This is a genomic window from Bacillus sp. FSL P2-0069 (assembly GCF_038593315.1).
In the GTDB taxonomy this organism is placed as follows: Bacteria; Bacillota; Bacilli; order Bacillales; family Bacillaceae; genus Bacillus; species Bacillus safensis.
The window spans coordinates 2416827-2434110 of record NZ_CP151984.1; the positions used below are offsets into that span (position 1 = coordinate 2416827).

Consider the following 17284-nt stretch of genomic DNA (forward strand, 5'->3'; position numbering starts at 1 on the left):
CTTTTAGATTCCTTCCTGTCATCAAAAAGGGGTGATTCCAAATGTTTCGAGCACTCTAACTGTTTTGGCAATAGGGAGACCGACAACGGAAAAATAATCACCATCTATTTTTTGAACAAACAGTGCGCCTTTTCCTTGAATGCCATAGCTTCCCGCTTTATCAAGCGGTTCTCCCGTTTCGATATAACGGTCTATTTCATTTTGCGCAAGTGTCCAAAACGTCACTTCTGTTTGTTCATAAAATGTTTCTTTTCTATTCTCTGACTGAATCGTGACACCCGTCAAGACTTGATGTGTCTTTCCTGACAATAATTGAAGCATTGAGGCCGCTTCTTCCTTGTCTTTTGGTTTCCCAAGACATTTGCCGTCAATTGCAACAATCGTATCTGCACCAATAATCACAGCTTCGGGATATAATCTTTGAATATCACTTGCTTTTTGTTCTGCCAACCATTGGACGTTCTCTGCAGGAGAAAAGTTTCGATTTATTTCTTCTTTTAATTGACTTGCTTGAATGTCATAAGAAAACCCTGCTAGATCAAGCAATTCTTTTCTTCTAGGGGATTGAGATGCGAGAATCAATTGGTTCATGTTTGTTCATCCTTTCAGGGTTTAGCCTAAGAAGTAAGATACCCATTCATCCTATCAAATGTACATCTTACCGACAATTTACGAAAATTCATTTTTCATGTTCCTTCATCATTATGTTGGATGCAAAAGAAAAAAACTAGTCATTTTTTGACTAGTTTGGTTTCTTAAAATATGATTTTACGTATTTAATTGATCAAGCAGTACCTGCTGAGATTTCCACCCGTTTTCAGCAGTAGGTTCATTTAACAGCTGCACCGCTTTCAGCAAACTGCTTTTAGCTGGTGCGTCCGTTGTTTTGGCACTTTCAAGCTCAGAGATCAGCTGCGCAACGTCCTTTTGATCCACATCATCCCCTGCAATGACCTTAGAGGATAAAACAGATGCCTTTTCTATTAAACTAGTCAGCTCCTCCGGTACTTGAAATGAGAGCTCCTTGCCTCCCCACGCCTCAAAGTGCTGATCAATCAGCTTCTTCCCAACAGCGCTTGTCATGCCCTGTTCTGTCGCAAGCCCGGCAATAACATAATAGCCATCATCCATTGAAACCTTTTTCCCCGCGTATCCTGCTTCTTTTAAACTGCCAACTAATTCATCTGCTCCTTTTTCAGAGGAAAACTTTCCAGCCTGTACAACATATGTTGAAAAGCTGTCAGAGGCGCTTTTTTCATCTTTATTCTCTTTTGATTCATCAGCAGTATCTGCTGGCGGCGCATCCCCGCCCGCTTTCATCGATGATTGATTTCCGGATGCTGAAACGCTGATATCTCCCTCTGATGGATTCTGAGTACCATCTTGACTTAGGCTAAGTGCAAACACACCTAGGCCTGTCCCAAGAACCACTGCAAACACAATCGTTGTCATCACTCTCTTAAACGGGCCGCGGTTTTTACCGAACTTCTGATCAAAGGAGCCTTTTTTCTTTTGATAAGGTGTGACGACCTTTGGATCAGAATGATAAATATGATCAGCTGCATCATCCCACTGGAAATCTTCTTCTTTCGGTTTAGCCGGTTCTTCCTCGGAAGCAGCTGTCTCCAGTTCTGACTGCCTTTTTTCCTCCCAATTCGAAAACGTCACTTGATCATCCTCTTGTTGTTTTGGCGGCTGATGGTCATCTTCATGAAGTATTTCTTCTTTGCCATTAATATTGACTTTTAACCCTTGTTTTTTTGCCTGCCTTTTTTTCACTGTCATTCCCCGCTTTCTGACATTGTTTGTAAGAAAGACCTTTTTGTCCAATGAATCAGCGCGAATGTAACCCGTCCTTCTTTCTGTTTCACACTTTAACATAGCGGATAAAAAAAAGAACAAGACTTTTGTCGGCAGGAAAAAAAAGTGTTCGCCAATTTTTTCAACCGGTCGACCCGGTGAATGGGAGCATGACATGAACTCCATAGAGATACAGCCAAAAAGAAAAAGAGATCGCAGGAACAAAGGGAAATGGCTCATCTAATCGAAAAGAAAAAACCTTCGCATAGACGATTCCAGTGATACACGAGAGGAAAAGAATGAGAAGGAATGGCTTGAATCCTAAGCAAAATGCAAGCACTCCGAACAGCTTGATATCAGCTCCGCCCATGCTATTTGGCTTGAAACGATCTAAAATATAAAACAAGAGAAAGCAAAAAAGAAGCGAAGCCGCTCCTTCCCACCAAATAAGTAGAGGTTCAAGCGTGCGGTATATGACGAAAAGAGGAAAAAAGAAGAGAAACAGCTCGTTTGGCACCCTCATATAAAGGAGATCGCTCACGACAGCAATCACAAATAAACTACAAAGAATCACAAGAAAAAGACCTTCAAACGAAATACCAGCGATTCTATACATGAGCAAAAAAAGACTGCCTGACAGCAGCTCAATCAGTGGATATAGCAAAGACAGCCGAGTGCCGCAATATTTACAAGTCCCCCTCAATAATGCATACGAAACTAGCGGAATCATCTCGCGCAAGGAAAGCGGCTGTTTACAGGCTGTACAGTGAGAACGAGGAAAAAGAATAGACCGCTTCAGTGGCAGCCTTTCACCAACTAGATGAAAGAACGACCCCATGGTGATGCCTGCAAGAAACACAAAAATGCCTATCATATATTGTGACCCCTTCCGAGAATAAGATAGACCGGATTTTACCACGACCCTATTCATTGAGCACATAGCGAAAATATGATTTTACTTCCCTTCTGCGTATCAAAAGAAAAAAACGCAAGAGGCATTGAAGCCATTTGCGTTTTTTTGTTACCCGATCATACGATTACGTATATCTGAAATAAAATAAAGAGAGCCTGTCACAAGAATCACCGCTGAAGGATCATCACTTTTTTTCTGAATGAACTCAAGCACTGTACGAGGGTCATCATCATAAGACTTTGCGTCTAACTGACTGCATACATAAAGCTTTTCAGCTGATTCGGCTCTTGGAAAATCAAATGAAACAAAATGGATAGAAGAACTAACGGCTTCAAGCTTTTGAATCATTTGCTTGTACGGCTTATCTTTTAAAGCACTAAAACATATATGCACCTGTTTACTAGAAAAATGAGCTTGCACAGTTTCAATTAAACGATCGATCCCTTCTTCATTATGAGCACCGTCTAAATACACTGGAGGATGATCTTTGACTTTTTCAAACCTTCCAGCCCAAACTGCCTGCCGAACGCCTTCATATATTTGCTCTTCTGTCACGCTAATATAGCCTTCTTGCTCCAGCCATTCAATGAGTAAAACAGCAAGGGAAGCATTTTGCCTTTGATGCGTTCCAATTAATCCTGTTTCAAGCTGAGGATACCGCCTTTTTGATGTGCGTAACGTGAATCGTTCACCTGTTTCTGTCGGCTGCTGCTCATCAAAACTACAAGTATCATGTAAAGAAATACATTCGGCATTTTTTTCTTTGGCTGTGTTTTGAATGACAGCAAGAGCTTCAAGCTGGTGAACTGCCGTGATCATCGGAATACCCTCTTTGATAATGCCTGCTTTTTCAGCTGCAATTTGTTCAAGTGTGTCACCTAAAATGGCCATATGATCATGACCAATCGACGTAATCGCTGTTAAGATTGGCACAGCAATATTTGTAGAATCAAGCCTTCCGCCAAGCCCTGTTTCCAAGAGGACAAAGTCTACTTGGTGCACATGATCAAAATAAGCAAATGCACACGCTGTAATGATTTCAAATTCTGTTGCTGCACCAAGCTCTGTTTGATCTAATTCATCAACAAGAGGCTTGATTTCATTCACCAAACTCAGCCATTCTTCATCCTCTATAGGCGCTCCGTTCACGCTGATTCTTTCATTGAACGTTAGTATAAACGGAGAGGTGAAGGTTCCGACCGAATAGCCGGCTGCCTGTAAAACAGAACGCGTAAACGCAATGGTTGATCCTTTACCATTTGTACCTGCAACATGTATTGCTTTTATGCTTTGTTCCGGATTGCCTAGTCTGTTCATCAGCCATTTCATTCGTTCAAGACCCGGTTTTACACCAAAGGCCAGTCTGCTGTGAATCCACTCAATCGCTTCATGATAGGTTGTAAACAATGTCATCTCTCATTTCATACGAAATTTTCAAAAAAGACGACTCCATTTCATTAGGAGCCGTCTTTTCAACCTTATGCTTTCAGCTCTTCAATACGCTTTTGAACAGCTTCGCGTTTTGCGACATAATCACGTTCTTTCGCACGCTCTTCTTCTACGACACTTTCAGGCGCTTTTTTCATAAAGCCTTCGTTGCCAAGCTTTTTCTGTACTCGTTCCACTTCTTTTGTCAGCTTATCAAGCTCTTTTTGCAGACGTGCAATTTCTTCATCCAAGTTGATTAAGCCTTCAAGCGGCAGAATGAGTTCTGCTCCAGAAATAACAGCCGTCATCGCTTTATCACTAGCTGGAACATCTGTGCCAATTTCAAGAACACTTGGGTTCGTGAAGCGCTCAATATATGAACGATTTTTCTCTAAACGTTCCTGAACATCAGACGTAGATGCTTTAATGTAAAGCTCAACTTGTTTGCTCATTGGCGTGTTCACTTCACTGCGAATGTTACGAACAGAACGAATGAGTTCAACAAGCAGCTTCATATCAGCAGAAGCTTGTTCGTTGGAAAGCTCCGGCTTCACTTCAGGCCATGCCGCTACAGTAATGGACTCACCTTCATGCGGTAGATGCTGCCAGATTTCTTCTGTTAAGAACGGCATAAACGGATGTAGAAGCCTCATCGTTTGATCTAATACATACGCAAGGATCGAACGAGTCGTTTTCTTCGCCGCTTCGTCTTCACCATAAAGCGGAAGTTTCGCCATTTCAATGTACCAATCACAGAAATCATCCCAAATGAAGTTGTATAAATGTCTGCCCACTTCACCGAATTCATACTTGTCAGCAAGCTGTGTGACACTTTCAATCGTTTCATTTAAGCGTGTTAAAATCCATTGATCAGCAACTGATTTTCCCCCTGATAAATCAAGCTCATCATACGTTAAACCATCCATATTCATTAAAGCAAAACGGGATGCGTTCCAAATTTTGTTCGCAAAGTTCCAAGTGGATTCAACCTTTTCAAAGCTAAAACGAAGATCCTGACCTGGTGAGCTTCCAGTCGCTAAGAAATATCTTAATGAATCCGCACCGTATTTGTCGATGACCTCCATTGGATCAATTCCGTTGCCAAGCGACTTACTCATTTTACGTCCTTGTTCGTCGCGGATGAGCCCATGAATGAGGACATCTTTAAACGGTTTTTCTCCTGTGAATTCAAGTCCTTGGAAGATCATGCGGGATACCCAGAAGAAAATGATGTCATAGCCTGTTACAAGCAGATTGGTTGGGTAGTAGCGCTTGAAGTCTTCACTGTCTGCATCTGGCCAGCCCATTGTAGAAAACGGCCAAAGTGCTGAACTAAACCATGTATCAAGCACATCGTTATCCTGTTCCCAGTTCTCAATATCTTCTGGTGCTTCAAGTCCAACGTATACTTCTTTCGTTTCTTTATGATACCAAGCCGGAATTCGGTGTCCCCACCATAGCTGACGAGAAATACACCAGTCACGGATATTTTCCATCCAATGTAAATATGTCTTTTCAAATCGGTCTGGAACAAATTGAACTTGGTCGTCCCCTTTTTGCAGATGAATGGCTTCGTCTGCCAGCGGCTGCATTTTCACAAACCATTGTGTCGATAAATACGGTTCAACGACAGCTCCACTTCGCTCACTATGCCCAACTGAATGCATGTGGTCCTCGATTTTGAACAAAATGCCTTCCTCTTGTAAATCCTTCACAAGCTGTTTGCGGCATTCGAAGCGGTCCATCCCTTTATATTTCAGTGCATTCGCATTCATTGTGCCATCTTCATTCATGACAAGAATACGCTCTAACCCATGGCGGTTTCCAAGCTCAAAGTCATTCGGGTCATGAGCAGGTGTAATTTTCACAGCACCTGAACCAAACTCCATATCGACATAGTCATCACCGACGATTGGGATTTCACGGCCTGTAATTGGTAAAACCACTGTTTTTCCAATCAAATGCTGATAGCGTTCGTCATCAGGGTGTACGGCTACGGCTGTATCCCCCAGCATAGTTTCAGGTCTTGTTGTCGCAATTTCAATTGAACCTGTTCCATCTGAAAGCGGATATCTCAAGTGATAAAACGCACCTTGAACATCCTTATAAATCACTTCAATATCAGAAAGTGCCGTTTTCGTTGCTGGATCCCAGTTAATGATGTACTCTCCGCGATAAATAAGCCCTTTTTCATACAATTGAACAAACACTTGGTGAACGGCTTTATTCAGACCTTCATCTAAAGTAAAACGTTCACGGGAGTAATCGAGGCCAAGGCCCATTTTCGCCCACTGGCTGCGAATAAAATCTGCATATTCTTCTTTCCACTTCCACGTTTCTTCTACAAATTTCTCCCGGCCAAGGTCATACCGGCTTACGCCTTCTTCGCGAAGCTTTGCCTCGACTTTTGCTTGAGTCGCAATACCGGCATGGTCCATACCTGGAAGCCAAAGAACGTCATAGCCCTGCATTCGTTTCATACGTGTTACGATGTCTTGTAGTGTAGAATCCCATGCATGCCCAAGATGCAGTTTTCCTGTCACGTTTGGTGGAGGAATGACGACTGTATATGGATCTTTCGTTTTGTCATTTTGTGCTTCGAAGAATTTCCCTTCAAGCCAGTACGTATAGCGGTCTTTTTCAATCGCATTTGGATCGTACTTTGTTGGCATTTCTTGATTATTTGTTCCCATTTGTGTAACCTCCACATTTTTTCGGCTGATGAAACATAAAAAAAAGCCTTTCCATCCTTATAAAAGGACGAAAAAGCTTTTTCGCGGTACCACCTTTTTTCATGAGACACATACACGTGTCCCATACACTCTAAAGGATAACGGGGTTCTCCCGAATTTCTCTACTTGTTCATTCAAGAAATTAAGCTCACAGGCGACCTTCCAAACAAGTACATCCTAGGAAACCTTTCAGCTCTTGGCTTCCCTCTCTTTAGGGTCTTGCTCGTACTCTTCCTGATCCACGCTTACGATATATCACGTTCATCAGCACATACTCATCTTTTATTAATATTACTAAATGCCTTTTGTTTTCGTCAATCATCTTTTCCGCTTTTCTTCTTCTTTATACAAATTGGGCAGGCACCCTTCGCCCTTTTGCCCATATGATAATAACAAAATGAAGAAGGAGGGCGTTTGATTTGAAGAAGATCAATCCTTACACACTTCCCCCCTGGCTGAGACAAATTCGGGCAGTTGCTTCCCAAGTCGTTCTCCCGATTGCTATATTTCAAGGATTTCGTACGATCATTTTCCCTACGACATTTGACGTCCTCATTCTAGGTATTCTTATTTTTCTCGTCTGTGCCTTTCACCTTGATTGGTTTTAAAAACTTATCATTATGTACCTGCCCATATAAAGCCAACGCAGCATAACCTCGTCATTCCGCCGATGACGAGGCACTTTGTTCTTCTTCAAGCCGTCTAGCCTGCTCAATCTCGTGAATCTTCATGACAGTCGGCTCTGAATTTTTCATCTGCCAATACGCTCTTAACAGCTGCTGGCAGCTTTCCATTTCATCCTGCCCGCCTGCTTCATAGGCTTTTACCGTATCAAACAGACCTTGCGGATAAGCGAGGTAGCTTAGGAATAAATGCAGTTCTTCCTCCCTAAGAGGGTTTCCTTTTTGATACGTATAAAACAAGGAAGTGCATTCAGGACAAGACGTGGGATAGGTTTTGAATGTCCGAAAGTAAAAGGTCAGAAGATCATAAATGGGGGCGGCTTTTTTAGACCGCTCAAAATTGGTGAAATGTCCTGTCCCTACATCATTATACAAAAAGTGATGGATCGATAGCTGTCCATGATTTAGCACAACACGCGTTGTCTCTTTGTCTGTCATTTCTTCATGCCAATCTTCTAAACGTTCAAGCGCAAATTCACTGGCAGACATCGCCTCTGAAAAATACATAGCAGCGGCCAGCTCAAATGGCGACATATACCACGTTTGTTCTGCCCGCTCTATGAATCGTTCATACATGTCTTTCTCTGTTTCCCATTTGGTCTTGATTTGTGTGTAATGTGCTTCTATCTCTTGCGCTGTGATATCCATCATGACTTCAGTCCGCTTATGAAGTCTTGCAATCTCTTGAAATAAATATTCATGCTTATCGTCCTGCTCTTCTCTCTTTTCATTCGTCAGCCACGGCATCAAATAGTATGCATACCGGCTTTCCCGATGACTTGAGAAAAAGGAACCGCTCTTCGTCCGATAAATCGGCACAAAGGAGCGATAGCCCTTTGATTCCAGTTCAAGCATTTGTTCTGTAAATTGCATATGCCGGCTGGCTTTTACTCGTTTCAGAGCAAATACACCCTGCTTTGTATAGACCTTGATGACAGCAGGACTGACAGGTTCAATATATTCAGCCTCAAGCCCGTATTCGTATAAGACAGATTGGATTTCATCCACGTTCACTCACCACATTTTCTCGGTCAGTCATCGCTTGCTATGCATTGCTTTTTTGATATTCAGGAATATAAAGAATCTGCCCTTCCTCAAGCTCCGCATCCATCGATAATGAGTTTGTGCGAAGAAGCTGCTGCACATTCAACTGATATCTCTCACAAATACGATCGACCGTATCTTCTTGCTGAACTATACATATTTTCATGCGGGAAAAATCTTCCTCCTCCTGCTTAGCGAACAGCTTTGTTAAATAAAGAGAGTTCTCACTGCCAGACGTTTCTCTCACGTCTTCTTCAAGCTCCTCTTCTTCTTGAGCTGACTCATATATTTTAGGTGCTTCCCGTTCATATAAACGCCCGAGCTGATATTCATCATCGTGCGCCTCATGCTCAGGTTCCACTTGATCAGCAGGTGTTTCAAAAGCCGGATACGACTGTACCGTTTCTTCCTGCTCTTCAGCAGCTTCCGGATCCTTTCTCACTTCCACTTCAAAGAACGGATCTTCTCGGTCCTCTTCTTCTAAAAGCTTTGGCGGTTCAAAAAATGGCGGTTCCTGCACCTGAGCTTCAGGAATAGATCGATAGCCAGACGCCACCGCTTCTTCTTGGTTATTAGGCTGTTCCGGCTGTTCCGGCTCTTCTTGTTCTTCTAATTCTTCCGTTTCTTCGGGCGTTTCTTCGGGCGTTTCCGCTACTTCCCTCACCAGCTCTATCTTAATTTCTTCTTCCTCTTCTTGTTCTTCTTGTTCTTCTTGTTCTTCTTGTTCTTCTTGTTCTTCCTGTACTGCCTGTTCCTCTTGCTCCGCGCGCGTGGCATGTTGGAATACAGGCTGAATCTCATCATGCTCACGTTCTTCGCTTTGCAGCTCTTCTTGTTCTTCTTGTTCCGGCTGCAACTGATAATCGTAGGCCATATCGCCATAATCCTCTTCAGGACGATGGACAAATTCATATGGCTCCTCTACAGGCGCTTCAGGCGTTTCCTCGTCTAACAAGCCCTCAATGGCTAAATCAGCCTGAATGGTGAGCAAACGATTCTCTGTCAGCTGGTAATCAAACGCATCAATAAACACAAACACATCATTTAAATGACTAATTTTGTTCTTCGGAATGGTGATATCGACTGGAAATTGATGCAGAAGCTCCGCCGTTCCGTCTTCTCTGACCTTTACCTCATCTGCTTCCCTGTATGTTGGAAAGGAACTCAATTCACCCAATAGCTCCTCTTGATTTATGTTGTATTCTCCTGTTAGCTCGAGTGAACCTCTAATGGAAACATAATCATTCACTTCTTGAACGAGAATGTCAGGGTCGAGAGAAATTGACAGCAGCTCACTGACTTCCTGTCCGCTTTTGAAATAAATGGATTCTTCTACCGAAAACTGTAATCGATTGTTTTGAGACAAGTCGGTGTCCTCCTTTCATCTAATCCTTAAAAAATAAAATTAGATGTCAATACAGTTGTATGAGGGAGGGAGTGAAAATATGATTGGTTTTCTCCAATGCAAAAAAGCCGATATGTCTCCATATCGGCCTTTTGTTTTATCGACGTAGTTTTTGAAAAACCTTTTCCACTGTCTCAATTGTATATTCGATGTCTTCATCTGTATGAGCTGTTGACAGGAATAGTCCTTCAAATTGAGAAGGCGGGAGGAAAATGCCGTGATCGGCCATTTCCTTGTAAAATTCAGCGAATAAAGCAAGATCAGCTGTTTTCGCTTTGTCATAATTGATCACTTCTTCATTTGTAAAGAAGAATCCGATCATGGAACCCGCACGGTTAAACGTTAATGGAATTCCGTATGCTTTTGCCGCTTTCGAAATGCCTTCTTCTAAACGGTCACCTTTTCGTTTAAATTCTTCATAAGACTCAGGTGTCAACTGTTTTAGAGTTTCTAAGCCTGCTGTCATCGCAAGAGGGTTACCAGATAACGTTCCTGCTTGATAAATTGGACCACTTGGCGCAATTTGTCTCATAATATCCGCTCTTCCGCCATAAGCACCGACCGGAAGACCGCCTCCAATCACTTTACCAAGGCACGTCAGATCAGGTGTGATGCCAAAATAGCCTTGCGCGCAGTGATAATCCACACGGAAGCCTGTCATGACCTCATCAAAAATAAGTAATGATCCATATTGCTCCGTGATGTCTCTCAGCCCTTGCAAGAAACCTTCTTGCGGAGGGACAACCCCCATATTTCCTGCAACCGGTTCTACAATGACACCCGCGATATCGTCTCCAAATTCTTGAAAAGCAACTTGAATGCTTTCTAAATCATTGTACGGTACTGTGATTGTGTTGCTTGCAGTCCCTTCAGGAACACCAGGACTATCCGGCAGTCCAAGCGTCGCCACTCCAGAACCCGCTTTGATGAGCAAAGAATCACCGTGGCCATGATAGCAGCCTTCAAATTTCACAATTTTATTTCTGCCTGTAAAACCGCGAGCTAGACGAAGTGCACTCATCGTCGCCTCTGTACCAGAGCTGACCATACGAATAACTTCGATGGAAGGAACCCGTTCTGTTACAAGTTTAGCTAATTCATTTTCAACTAACGTAGAAGCACCGAAGCTTGTCCCATTTTCCGCTACTCGCTGAATGCTTTCAACAACACGGTCATTCGTATGTCCTAAAATAAGCGGTCCCCATGATAAGACATAATCGATGTATTCATTCCCATCAATATCATAGATCTTGGCATCTTTGCCTCGTTCCATAAAAATCGGGTCTGTGTTGACTGATTTAAATGCACGTACAGGGCTGTTGACACCACCAGGCATTAAATGCTGTGCTTCTTCAAATGCTTGCTTTGATTTTTCATAGCTACGTCCCATTTCAACGTCCTCCTGTCTATCCGTTCTTTATTCTGAGAGCCATTTTGCTGCATCTTTTGCATGATACGTAATGATGAGTTCTGCTCCTGCACGTTTCATGCTTGTCAGCATTTCAAGAACAAGCTCTTTTTCAGAAATCCAGCCATTTTGAGCAGCGGCTTTCACCATCGCATACTCTCCGCTCACATTGTAAGCAACAACAGGGAGTGTAAATTCATTTTTCACATCACGCATAATGTCTAAGTAAGAAAGAGATGGTTTAACAATCAAGAAGTCAGCTCCCTCTTCTACATCAGATTGCGCTTCTCTTAGAGCCTCTAAACGGTTTGCAGGGTCCATTTGATATGTTTTACGATCTCCAAACTGCGGTGTACTATGTGCCGCATCACGGAACGGACCGTAAAAAGCACTTGCATATTTCACCGCATATGACATGACAGGTACATGAATAAAGCCTGCTTCATCAAGTGCCTCACGAATGGCAACAACAAATCCGTCCATCATATTTGAAGGCGCGATGATATCTGCACCTGCACGCGCTTGGCTGACAGCAGTTTTCGCTAATAGCTGAAGAGATTCATCATTTAAAATTTCTCCATCTTCAACGATTCCGCAATGTCCGTGATCTGTATATTGGCATAAGCAAGTGTCTGCAATGACCACGAGCTCTGGGAAATGCTTTTTGATCTCAAGCGTTGCCCTTTGAACAATGCCATGATCGTGATACGCCTCACTGCCTACATGATCTTTATGATCCGGCACACCAAATACAATGATCGATTTGATGCCAAGATCAACAAGCTCTTGAACTTCTTCTTTCACAAGGTCTACAGAAATGTGATATACACCCGGCATTGAAGAGACTTCTTTTCGTACATTTTCTCCCTCTACAAAAAAGATCGGGTAAATGAAATCAGATGGTCTTAAAAAGGTTTCTCTGACTAATTCTCTCATTCCTGCGCTTGTCCGCAATCTGCGGTGTCTGTTAAATTTCATCAATGGTTCAACTTCCTTTCAGATAAACGGCACATTAAATCTAGCATTCCGTCTATCGTATAAGTATCTGGGGTTTCAGAAGAAATCCCGTATTGAAGCAGTGCCTCTTTTGTCAGAGGACCGATCGTCACAAAACAGGTGTCAGATGCAGCCAGCATCGCAGCATCTGCTTCCATCACATGCATAAAAGAATGAACAGTGGATGAGCTCGTAAATGTAATAAAATCAAATGATTGCTTTGTCATTGCTGATTTGAGAGCAGCAATTCCTTCCTCATCCTTGACTGTTTCATATAAAATCCATTCTTTTACCTCTATGCCGAGCGGAATGAGGGTCTCTTTCACCACATCTCGTGACAGATGCCCTTTTGCTACAAACACACGCTCTCCTGGGCGTACATGATCAAGTAATGCATCTGCCAGCTCTTCCGCTATAAATCGTTCTGGCACCACATCCACCTTCAGGCCGTGCTGCTCAAGATAGGCAGAGGTTTTCTCGCCTACAGCAGCGACTTTCAAATGGGTTAAGCTCTTATGTAAATGATGGTCTTTTATGTAGTTGAGAAAAAAAGACGCACCATTCACACTCGTGAAAACAAGCCAATGGCTATTTTGTAAGTCCTTTAAAAAGGCCTGCGCTTTTTCTTTTGTGAGCGTAGGCTCAAACCGAATAAGAGAGGTTAAAACCGCATGGCCGTTCAGCGCTTCGATCTTTTGCTGAAACACGCCCGCTTGACGTTCATTTCGAGTGACAAGCACCGTCTGTCCGTGAAGCGATTTGCCTATGCTCATTGAGACAGATCCTTTTTCACCTTGTCGATCAAATCCTTTGCTCCCTTATCGGCCATCTGCTTCGCACACGCTGTTCCTATGGCTTCAGGGTCAGTGCCTGTGACGGTTTCTCGAATAATCGTGTGCCCATCAGCAGATGCAACAAGACCTGTTAGTTCAATTTCATTATGCTCATTCATCGTTGCATAGCCGGCGATCGGCACCTGACAGCTTCCATCCATTTGTTTGAGGAAGGCTCTTTCTGCGAGGACCGTTTTCTTCGTATATTCATTCGTAAATTGGGCGAGAAGCTTAAGCAGCTCTTCATCATCCCCGCGGCACTCAATCGACAGCGCGCCTTGTCCAACGGCAGGAAGGCACGTCTCAGGAGATAAGAATTCCGACACGACCTCTTTGCTCCATCCCATTCTAGACAGACCGGCGGCCGCTAAAATAATGGCATCATACTCTTCATTTTTCAGCTTTTCCAATCTTGTATCAATGTTTCCTCGAATCCATTTAATCTCAAGATCTGGTCTCTCCTGAAGAAGCTGGGCGCTGCGCCGTAAGCTGCTCGTTCCCACAATTGCGCCCTTAGGCAGTTCGCTGAGACTCAGATGATCCTTCGAAATAAGTGCATCCCGCACATCTTCACGCTCAGGAATACAGCCAATCACTAAACCTTCCGGAAGAGCAGCCGGCATATCTTTCATGCTGTGCACCGCCATATCGATGTCATGATTCAGCATCGCCTGCTCGATCTCTTTAACAAACAGTCCTTTTCCGCCAACCTTAGATAAGGTCACATCTAAAATTTGATCACCCTTTGTCACAATTTCTTTTATTTCAAAAGAATAAGAAGGGTTTAGTTCAGACAGCTTTTGAATGACCCATTTTGTTTGTGTAATTGCCAGCTTACTTCGTCTAGAACCTACTTTAATTGTACGCAATACGTCTTCCTCCCGACAATGCCTTTAAGACTCATCATTATTGAAACCAATGAAAGGTTGATAAGCTACCAAGCAGAAAATAATTGATCATCAGCACAAGAAATGAAGCGACATTCCATAGTGCCACGATTTTGCCCTGCATATTTCTCACCAATCTGATATATAAGTAAAAGCCGTATAAAAACAGCATAATAAACGAACCAAGCACCTTTGCATCTGTCCAGTACAACGTATCATACGAAATATATGCCCAAATGATGCCAAGAATTAAACTAAGCAAGAGCATTGGCACACCAATAATGTTTAATACGTACGCCATATGATCGAGCTTTGATAAGTCTTCAATTCTCAGAAGCCATTTTCCCCATTTTTTCTTTTTCAGTAAACGATATTGAAAGAGATAAAGCAGTGAAAACGCAAATGAAAGTGAAAAGGCACCGTAGGATAAAATCGCCATCGTAATATGAATCACGAGCAGTTCACTCGTGAGCTTCCCCGTTAGTTCTGCTGAATGGAGGTCAGATGGTGTAAAGGTGTGAATCGCCATCATGGAAAAACCGATCACATTTGTAAAAAAGACAATAAATTCAACGCGCAATACCTTTGTTAGGACAAGAGAAAGTGTCACAAGCACCCACGTATAAAAATATAACCCCTCTGCTACATTCAACACAGGGAATCGGTCTGTTTCCATCATAATATAGAACATGTAGACTGTTTGCAGCAGCCAGACAATAGAAAGCAACCAGAAAGCCATTTTTCCAGCCTTCCGGTTGTGTTGAAGAAAATCTATGAAATAGAACAAGACACTTAGTGCATAGATTAAGATCGTCGCTTCATTGAGTCTCGCTACAATGGATTCCATCATCGCTTAATCACTCACTGGCAACTGTAGCAAAGCCTTGTGCCATATTTGGTTTGAACAGCTGAAATGATCCTTGCTCCACCTGTGCAGATTCGACCTTTTGCTCTTCATCTTCAACCTGTAAATCAAAGATTTCTTTAAAGAGTAAAAGCTTTTCCTCTGCATTCGGCTCCGCGGCAATTTCTTTTGCCTTTAAGATAGGATCTTTCAGCATTTGGTTGATGATGCTTTTCGTATGTTTATTTAACAGCTTCATTTCACGGTTTGTGAGGTTTGGAAGCTTCCGCTCAATACTCTGCATCGTATCGGCTTGAATTGTGAGTGCCTTTTCTCTAAGTGCAGAAATGACCGGAACAACACCTAACGTATTCAGCCATTGCTTAAATTCCACAATTTCTGCTTCAATCAGAAGCTCAACCTGCTCAGCCACTGCACGGCGTTCTTTTAAGTTGGCAGCCACGATGCCTTCAAGGTCATCAATGTCATACAAAAAAGCACCTTCTACTTCAGAAATAGCTGGATCTAAATCACGGGGTACAGCAATATCCACCATAAATAGAGGTCTGCCCTTCCGCTTTTTATTCGCACTTTCGACCATTTCTTTTGTAATGACAAATTGTTTCGCTCCCGTTGAGCTGATTAAAATGTCCGCTTCGGATAATGTTTTTTCTAATTGGTTTAAGCTCTTAGGCTCTCCTGAAAAACGACCCGCCAATTCCTTTGCCTTCTCAAACGTTCGGTTGATGACCGTTACTTGGCCAATTCCTTGACCTTGAAGGTTTTGAGCCGCCAGTTCGCCCATTTTGCCCGCACCAAGAATCAGGACATGCTTATCAGAAAGACGTCCAAAGATTTTTTTGGCAAGCTCAACAGCTGCATAGCTGACAGATACGGCATTAGACGCAATATCCGTTTCCGCATGAGAGCGCTTTGCAACGGTTACCGCCTGTTTAAATAAATAATTGAAAACGGTACCAATGGTCTTCTCCTCTTGAGCTACTTTAAAGCTGGAACGTACTTGACCGAGTATTTGCGTTTCACCAATGACCATGGAATCAAGTCCACAAGCCACACGGAATAAATGCTCAACCGCTCCATCGTTTTCATAAAACTTCAAATATGGAGAGACATCTTCCTTTTCTAAACCGAACCAATCGGCTAAAAATCTTTTTATATAAAACCGTCCAGTATGAAGCTGATCTACTACTGCGTAGATCTCTGTTCGATTACATGTTGAGATGACGATATTCTCTAGAATGCTTTTTTCTTCTTTAAGCTTGGACATCGCTGTTCCGAGCTCACTCGGTTCAAAGCTCAGCTGTTCCCGTATCTCAACAGGGGCTGTTTTATAATCTAAACCCACAACAAGAATATGCATAACTTCAGCTTGCACCCCCAACGCCCTGTCTAATTTATAATAATTACAATATAGAATTTATTATTTATAATGATTATAACATATATTCATTTTTAACTGGATAAAAATTGTGAACAGATTTCAAAAATGTTGTGATATAGTAGAAAAATGTTCGACACCAACTATGCCATATCATCACTTCAAGCAATTTACCAGATTTGGCGCGTGCGGACAAATGATCTGCTTAAAAGAAGGTGACATCTTTGAAGAAGAAATCCATTTTGCTGCCGCTCACTTTATTGGCTGTAGCGCTCTATGCCATTCTCTCAGGAGGTCAATTTGACATTTGGAAGGATCAAGAGAAATGGTATACACTTGTACTGCTTTTTGGCCTCGCGTTCTTATATCAAGGAAAAAAGGAGCAAGAAAGCGCTCATGTGTTTATCGGTATGCTCATGACAGGCCTTTCGCTACACTTTATTCTACAGCCTAAATTGGACCACTGGCCTGACACATTTACAATGATTGTGTTCATCGTAGGACTTGCACTCTTTGTGAAATCATCTCAGAAAAAAGAATATCGAATTGAAAGTGTTGTGCTGATCGCACTCGGTTTGTTCCTTTATTTCTTTCAGCAAATTACAAAACAGCTAAGTTCCCTTTCGATCCCTGTTTCCGGCTTTGAATTGTACTGGCCTTATGTACTGATTGCTGTCAGTCTCCTCTTATTATTTTTAAAAAGGAAATAACTTATACAATAAAAAAGGCATCTGCTCATGGCAGATGCCTTCAGCGTAAAGAGACAAACCCTCGCATTCGGTGTCAGTCCTGCGTGCTGGTGCTCACGAATAGCAAATTCGCTCCGCGCCAGTACTCGTCCTTTCTAGATTTCAAGGGTTTTCTTATCACGCCGAAAAGAAGACAAAGAATAAAAAAAGCATCTGCTCATCG

General features: G+C 42.5%; 15 protein-coding genes and 1 other annotated feature. Of the genes, 2 read left to right on the forward strand and 13 right to left on the reverse strand.

The genetic code is table 11. The annotated features are described in order from the left end of the window. Nucleotides 1-21 precede the first annotated feature (21 nt). From NSQ34_RS12405 to NSQ34_RS12425, 5 genes are all read right to left on the reverse strand, one after another. Nucleotides 22-591: a Maf family protein gene (locus tag NSQ34_RS12405; RefSeq protein WP_046311944.1), complete on the reverse strand. Its 570-nt coding sequence runs from the start codon at nt 589-591 to the stop codon at nt 22-24. A gap of 177 nt (nt 592-768) precedes the next feature. After that, nucleotides 769-1785 carry an SPOR domain-containing protein gene (locus tag NSQ34_RS12410; RefSeq protein WP_254001387.1) on the reverse strand — a complete coding sequence of 339 codons (1017 nt, stop codon included), beginning with the start codon at nt 1783-1785 and terminating at the stop codon, nt 769-771. A 157-nt stretch (nt 1786-1942) separates the two neighbouring features. Continuing rightward, nucleotides 1943-2674 carry an A24 family peptidase gene (locus tag NSQ34_RS12415; protein ID WP_268456563.1) on the reverse strand — a complete coding sequence of 244 codons (732 nt, stop codon included), beginning with the start codon at nt 2672-2674 and terminating at the stop codon, nt 1943-1945. 147 nt (nt 2675-2821) lie between these two features. After that, nucleotides 2822-4126 carry a folylpolyglutamate synthase/dihydrofolate synthase family protein gene (locus NSQ34_RS12420; protein WP_268456565.1) on the reverse strand — a complete coding sequence of 435 codons (1305 nt, stop codon included), beginning with the start codon at nt 4124-4126 and terminating at the stop codon, nt 2822-2824. 65 nt (nt 4127-4191) lie between these two features. Next, nucleotides 4192-6834: a valine--tRNA ligase gene (locus NSQ34_RS12425; RefSeq protein WP_342500937.1), complete on the reverse strand. Its 2643-nt coding sequence runs from the start codon at nt 6832-6834 to the stop codon at nt 4192-4194. Between the two features lie 60 nt (nt 6835-6894). Beyond that, nucleotides 6895-7124, reverse strand: a binding site (T-box leader). Nucleotides 7125-7292: 168 nt separating this feature from the next. On the opposite strand from NSQ34_RS12425, the gene NSQ34_RS12430 reads away from it, so the two are divergent. Next, nucleotides 7293-7481, forward strand: coding sequence for a hypothetical protein (locus NSQ34_RS12430; RefSeq protein ID WP_034279822.1), 189 nt, complete (start codon nt 7293-7295; stop codon nt 7479-7481). Between the two features lie 51 nt (nt 7482-7532). On the opposite strand, the gene ysxE is transcribed toward NSQ34_RS12430, so the two are convergent. The 8 genes from ysxE to hemA form a co-directional block, all read right to left on the reverse strand. Continuing rightward, complete coding sequence (ysxE, locus tag NSQ34_RS12435) at nt 7533-8564, reverse strand: spore coat protein YsxE (protein WP_034279820.1); 1032 nt, start codon at nt 8562-8564, stop codon at nt 7533-7535. A 37-nt stretch (nt 8565-8601) separates the two neighbouring features. Next, on the reverse strand, nt 8602-9966 hold the full coding sequence (locus tag NSQ34_RS12440; RefSeq protein ID WP_061109427.1) for a LysM peptidoglycan-binding domain-containing protein: 1365 nt from the start codon (nt 9964-9966) through the stop codon (nt 8602-8604). A 136-nt stretch (nt 9967-10102) separates the two neighbouring features. Then, nucleotides 10103-11395, reverse strand: a complete 1293-nt coding sequence (gene hemL, locus NSQ34_RS12445) for a glutamate-1-semialdehyde 2,1-aminomutase (RefSeq protein ID WP_176966894.1) — start codon at nt 11393-11395, stop codon at nt 10103-10105. A 27-nt stretch (nt 11396-11422) separates the two neighbouring features. Then, nucleotides 11423-12391 (reverse strand): porphobilinogen synthase, encoded by a 969-nt coding sequence (hemB, locus tag NSQ34_RS12450; protein ID WP_029706177.1) that lies wholly within the window; start codon nt 12389-12391, stop codon nt 11423-11425. Continuing rightward, complete coding sequence (locus tag NSQ34_RS12455) at nt 12391-13182, reverse strand: uroporphyrinogen-III synthase (protein WP_061109429.1); 792 nt, start codon at nt 13180-13182, stop codon at nt 12391-12393. Before NSQ34_RS12455 ends, hemB begins: the two co-directional genes overlap by 1 nt. Further along, on the reverse strand, nt 13179-14111 hold the full coding sequence (gene hemC / locus NSQ34_RS12460; protein ID WP_024423173.1) for a hydroxymethylbilane synthase: 933 nt from the start codon (nt 14109-14111) through the stop codon (nt 13179-13181). The genes NSQ34_RS12455 and hemC overlap by 4 nt, the downstream gene beginning before the upstream one ends. A gap of 37 nt (nt 14112-14148) precedes the next feature. Then, nucleotides 14149-14979, reverse strand: a complete 831-nt coding sequence (locus tag NSQ34_RS12465; RefSeq protein ID WP_024423174.1) for a cytochrome c biogenesis protein — start codon at nt 14977-14979, stop codon at nt 14149-14151. A 7-nt stretch (nt 14980-14986) separates the two neighbouring features. Next, entirely contained in the window at nt 14987-16354 is a 1368-nt protein-coding gene (gene hemA / locus NSQ34_RS12470) for a glutamyl-tRNA reductase (RefSeq protein ID WP_034279810.1), read from the reverse strand. A 242-nt stretch (nt 16355-16596) separates the two neighbouring features. Between hemA and NSQ34_RS12475 the strand changes: the two genes are divergently transcribed. Continuing rightward, nucleotides 16597-17082, forward strand: a complete 486-nt coding sequence (locus tag NSQ34_RS12475; protein WP_024423176.1) for a hypothetical protein — start codon at nt 16597-16599, stop codon at nt 17080-17082. Nucleotides 17083-17284 lie beyond the last annotated feature (202 nt).